Annotated in this window: 7 protein-coding genes and 1 tRNA gene; 1 reads left to right on the top strand and 7 read right to left on the bottom strand. The window is 67.2% G+C overall.

Annotated elements, in window-relative coordinates; genetic code table 11:
* Positions 1 to 42: 42 nt before the first annotated feature.
* The 6 genes from rplK to VEB62_RS13345 all read right to left on the bottom strand — a co-directional run bounded on the left by rplK (position 43) and on the right by VEB62_RS13345 (position 3,347).
* Positions 43 to 474 carry a 50S ribosomal protein L11 gene (gene rplK, locus VEB62_RS13370; RefSeq protein ID WP_324777633.1) on the bottom strand — a complete coding sequence of 144 codons (432 nt, stop codon included), beginning with the start codon at positions 472 to 474 and terminating at the stop codon, positions 43 to 45.
* Positions 475 to 673: 199 nt separating this feature from the next.
* Positions 674 to 1,255: a transcription termination/antitermination protein NusG gene (gene nusG, locus VEB62_RS13365; RefSeq protein WP_324800576.1), complete on the bottom strand. Its 582-nt coding sequence runs from the start codon at positions 1,253 to 1,255 to the stop codon at positions 674 to 676.
* A gap of 11 nt (positions 1,256 to 1,266) precedes the next feature.
* Positions 1,267 to 1,551 (bottom strand): preprotein translocase subunit SecE, encoded by a 285-nt coding sequence (gene secE / locus VEB62_RS13360; RefSeq protein WP_324800573.1) that lies wholly within the window; start codon positions 1,549 to 1,551, stop codon positions 1,267 to 1,269.
* Between the two features lie 70 nt (positions 1,552 to 1,621).
* Positions 1,622 to 1,697 (bottom strand) — tRNA-Trp (locus VEB62_RS13355).
* Between the two features lie 91 nt (positions 1,698 to 1,788).
* A complete protein-coding gene (locus tag VEB62_RS13350; protein WP_324800570.1) occupies positions 1,789 to 3,123 on the bottom strand; it encodes a hemolysin family protein in 1,335 nt (444 codons plus the stop codon).
* A 95-nt stretch (positions 3,124 to 3,218) separates the two neighbouring features.
* Positions 3,219 to 3,347 (bottom strand): hypothetical protein, encoded by a 129-nt coding sequence (locus tag VEB62_RS13345; protein ID WP_324800567.1) that lies wholly within the window; start codon positions 3,345 to 3,347, stop codon positions 3,219 to 3,221.
* Between the two features lie 175 nt (positions 3,348 to 3,522).
* Here VEB62_RS13345 and VEB62_RS13340 point away from each other — a divergent pair, with 175 nt between their 5' ends.
* Entirely contained in the window at positions 3,523 to 4,098 is a 576-nt protein-coding gene (locus tag VEB62_RS13340) for a YdcF family protein (RefSeq protein WP_324800564.1), read from the top strand.
* 128 nt (positions 4,099 to 4,226) lie between these two features.
* Here the strand turns inward: VEB62_RS13340 and VEB62_RS13335 are convergent.
* Positions 4,227 to 4,297: EF-Tu C-terminal domain-related protein (locus VEB62_RS13335; protein ID WP_292065646.1), on the bottom strand; the 71-nt coding region annotated here is incomplete at its 5' end.

Here is a 4,297-nt window from a genome sequence, read left to right as displayed (position 1 = left end):
CCGGTGCGGGCCTTGAAGCGCTTGGTTTGCTTGGCCATGTGCTTAGCCCTCCACGACGTTGAGGCCCATGGCGCGAGCCGAGCCTTCGATGATCTTGGTCGCCGCGTCCAGGTCGTTGGCGTTCAGATCCTTCATCTTCTTTTCGGCGATCTCGCGCAGCTGGCCGCGCGTGATCTTCCCTGCCACTTCGCGGCCCGTCATCTTGGAGCCGGAGGTGATGCCGGCCGCCTGCTTGATGTAGTGGGTCGCCGGCGGGGTCTTGGTGACGAAGGTGAAGCTCTTGTCCTGATAGACGGTGATCACCGTCGGCAGGGGCGTGCCCTTCACTTCCTTCTCGGTGCGCGCGTTGAACTCCTTGACGAAGCCCATGATGTTGACGCCGCGCTGGCCCAGAGCGGGGCCGATCGGGGGCGACGGCGTGGCGTTGCCGGCCGGCACCTGCAGCTTGATGTAGCCGAGAATCTTCTTGGCCATTGGTCTCTCCTTACAGTGGCCCCGAACTCAATCGGGACCGGTGAGCCGTGGTCGTGGCATGGCTGCCTCCCACGGATTTATGCGGGCGAACCCGCACCGCCCCATCCGGAGCGAGGCGCGCGTGTAGCGGATACGGGCCGGAAAAGCAAACGTGGAGCCGCGTCGTACACGACGCGGCGACGCCGCCGCGAGCTGCGTCTTACCCGGCGACCTTCTCGACCTGGCTGTATTCCAGATCGACCGGGGTCGGGCGGCCGAAGATGGACACCGCGACCCGCAGGCGCGCCGCGTCCTCGTCGACGCTCTCGACCTGTCCGTCGAAGCTGGCGAACGGGCCGTCGATGACCTTGACGGTCTCGCCGATGTCGAAGCGGATGGTGGGTTTCGGACGCTCGACGCCCTCCTCCACCTGGCCGATGATGTTCTGGACCTCACGCTCCGAGACCGGCAGCGGCTTGGTGCCGCCGGCGGCGCCGAGGAAGCCCGTCACCTTCGGGGTGTTCTTGACCAGGTGATAGGCGTCGTCGGTCATCTCCATCTTCACCAGCACATAGCCGGGGAAGAATTTGCGCTCCGAGTTGACCTTGCGGCCGCGGCGGATCTCGACGACGTCCTCGGTCGGCACCAGGATTTCCGAGAAACAGTCCTCAAGCCCCTGCTGGCGCGCCTGGTCCTGCAGGTGCTGGGCGACCTTCTTCTCGAAGTTCGAATAGGCGTGGACGATATACCACTTGTGCCGCGGATTGGCGGCGGGCTTGGCGGCGGGAGCGGCGTCGGTCATGGGCGTTTCTCTTACTGGCCGATGGCCAGGATGTAGCGCGAGGCGAAGGCCAGGCCCGTATCCACCACGAAGAAGAAGACCGCGGCGATCACGACCATGATGAAGACCATCACCGAGGTGATCCAGGTCTCCTTGCGGCTCGGCCACACGATCTTGCGGCCCTCGGCGCGGACCTGGCCGATGAATTGCGGAATCGTGACCCGCGGCTTCTTCGGCGCGTCGGCCGCGACGGCGGCGCCCGCGATCGCGGGTTGGGCGGTCTGGGGGCGGCGCCCGGGGGTCTTGGCCTTGGCCATTAGCGATCCGTCAAAGAATTGATCCTGCCGCCCCCAGATAGGGGCTCCCATCCGGCGGCGACAGGGGAAATGGCAGGAGTTGGGGGACTCGAACCCACGACCCCCGGTTTTGGAGACCGGTGCTCTACCAGCTGAGCTAAACTCCTGGAGCAAACGACAGCACGCCCCTAGGGACGCATGTGATCGCCAGACCGGGGCGTATGCCCCACGCCGTCCGGGTTTTCAAGGGCGGAACCGTCAATCCTCGTGGTGCGCCGCCACGGCGCTGGCCTCGTCCTCGCGCTTGACCACCTGGCGGAACAGCAGCTTGTCGATGCGCCGGTCGTCCATGTCGATGATCTCGACCTCGAAACGCCCCAGCTGCAGGATTTCGCCCTCCCCCGGCACCCGCGACAGCTGGTGCAGAACCAGGCCGGCGACGGTGTGGAAGCCCTCCGCCTCGCCGAAATCCTCTCCCAGGGTGTCGGCCAGCTCCTCGATGTCGGCCTGGCCGTCGACCATCCAGCTGCCGTCCTCGCGCTGGCGGATATAGGCCTCTTCCTCGTCGTGGCCCTCGTCGAAGTCGCCGGCGATCATCTCCAGCAGGTCGGTCGCCGTGACCACGCCCTCGAAGGCGCCGAACTCGTCGACGAGGAAGGCCATGTGGACCTTGGACGCCTTGAGGATCTCCAGCGCCTTCAGCACCGAGGTCGACTGCGGGATGAAGGCCGGAGTCTGCACCAGCCGCTCGACGTTGAACTCGCCGTTGTCGAGCAGGCTGTCCAGCAGGTCCTTCTTGTGCACCACGCCCAGCGGGTTATCGACGTCGTTCTCGCGCGCCACCACGATGCGCGAATAGGGGCAGGTGCGGATTTCCTGGCGCAGCTGCGCCTCGCTGTCGTCCAGCGCGATCCAGAACACCTCGTGGCGCGGGGTCATGGCCACCCGGATGGGCCGGTCGCCGAGACGCAGGATCTCCTCGATCATCTCCTGCTCCTCGGGTTCGATCAGACCGGACGCCGTGCCCTCGGCGATCATGGTCTCGACCTCTTCCTGGGTCACGTCCGAGCCGTCGCGGTCCTTGACGCCCATGATCTTGAGGATGCCGGAGGTCGACACCGTCAGCACCACCACGAACGGCTTCAGCACGGTGGCGACCATCGCGATCGGGGCCGCCATCTTGGAGGCGATCGTTTCCGGAAAGATCAGCGCCAGCCGCTTGGGCACCAGTTCGCCGACGATCACCGACACATAGGTGATGAAGACGATGACCAGGACGGTCGAGAATATGTCCGTATAGGCGGCGAGGCCGGGGAAGGCCCCCTCGAGGATGAGGTTCAGCTCCCCGGCGATGGCCGCCTGGCCGTAGGCGCCCGCGGCGATGCCGATCAGGGTGATGCCGACCTGCACGGCCGACAGGAAATGCGTCGGCTCCTCGGCCAGCTTCAGCGCCGCCCTTGCGCCCCGGTCGCCACGTTCGGCGCGGCTCTGCAGTTTGGATTTGCGGGAGGAGACGACCGCGAGTTCGGTCATGGCGAACAGGCCGTTCAGCACCACGAGCAGCAGTACGACGACGATGGCGATGGCTAACATCTAGGGGGAGCGAGACCGGCGCGGCGCGACAGTCGGCGTCCGCACGGCGAATGATACGGGGCTTTTGCCCCCTCCGCCACGATTTCCTTTAGCGATCAGCGCGTGCGGCCGATCTCGGCCGAGCCGTAGGGCCCGCGCGACCCGCCGTCGTCCGGCAGGGCGGCGCAGGCCGACATGCCGAGCAGGGTGCCGATGAACAGGCCGGTCCGAAGCGCGCGCCGCATGGTTACTGAATCCCTAACGTCCGTGAGCCGAACGTAGACGCCTGATCCCGGTTCCCGGCAAGGCGGCGCCCCCCGCGGTTGCGGGTTAACCGGACCGCACGCCGGACAGGCGAGCCCGCCCCCTGTCGCGCCGCGCCGCCGCATGCGAGCCTGTGTCGGACGGGGGGAGATGACGATGAAGCGGATCCGGAACGGCCTTCTCGCGGCGGCGACGGCGAGCGGGGGCCTTTTCGCCCTGTCTGCGGGTCTGATCGTCGCCGACGGGTTGACCGACGACATCCGCCCCAGCGACGCCGCCGTGGTCCTCGGCTCGAAGGCCAACCCGGACGGGACGTTGTCGCCGCGCCTCGCCGCGCGCACCGGCCGCGCCCTCGACCTTTATGAAGACGGGTGGGTTCAGGTGATCATCGTCAGCGGCGGCACGGGCAGGGAGGGTGTGCCCGAGGGAACGGCCATGAAGCGCTGGCTGGTGGCTCGCGGCGTACCGGCCACGGCGATCATCGTCGACGACCTCGGAGTCGACACCATGGCCACAGCCCGCAACGCCGCCGGCATTCTGAGGGCCCGCGATCTGCACACCGCCATCGTGGTCAGCCAGTATTTCCACATCTCGCGGACCCGGCTGGCCTTCGCCAAACAGGGCTTGCCCGGCGTCGGCTCGGCCCATCCGGACTGGTTCGAGTCGCGCGACCTCTATTCCATCGCCCGGGAAGTCCCCGGCTACGCGAAATACCTGCTCGAGCAGGGCTAGTCAGGGACCGCACGGCAAAACGGCCCCCGGATCGCTCCGGGGGCCGTCCTTGTTGGTTGGCCTGTGCTCGCCTCGCCGCGCTCAAGGAGCGAGCGACCGGGTCGCGAGCGTTAGCGCACCGGGAGTGCTTACTCGGTGATCTTGGAGACCACGCCGGCGCCGACGGTGCGGCCGCCTTCGCGGATGGCGAAGCGCAGCT

The organism is Brevundimonas sp. (assembly GCF_035626975.1).
GTDB lineage: Bacteria > Pseudomonadota > Alphaproteobacteria > Caulobacterales > Caulobacteraceae > Brevundimonas.
This window is presented reverse-complemented; position numbering and strand designations above follow the sequence as displayed.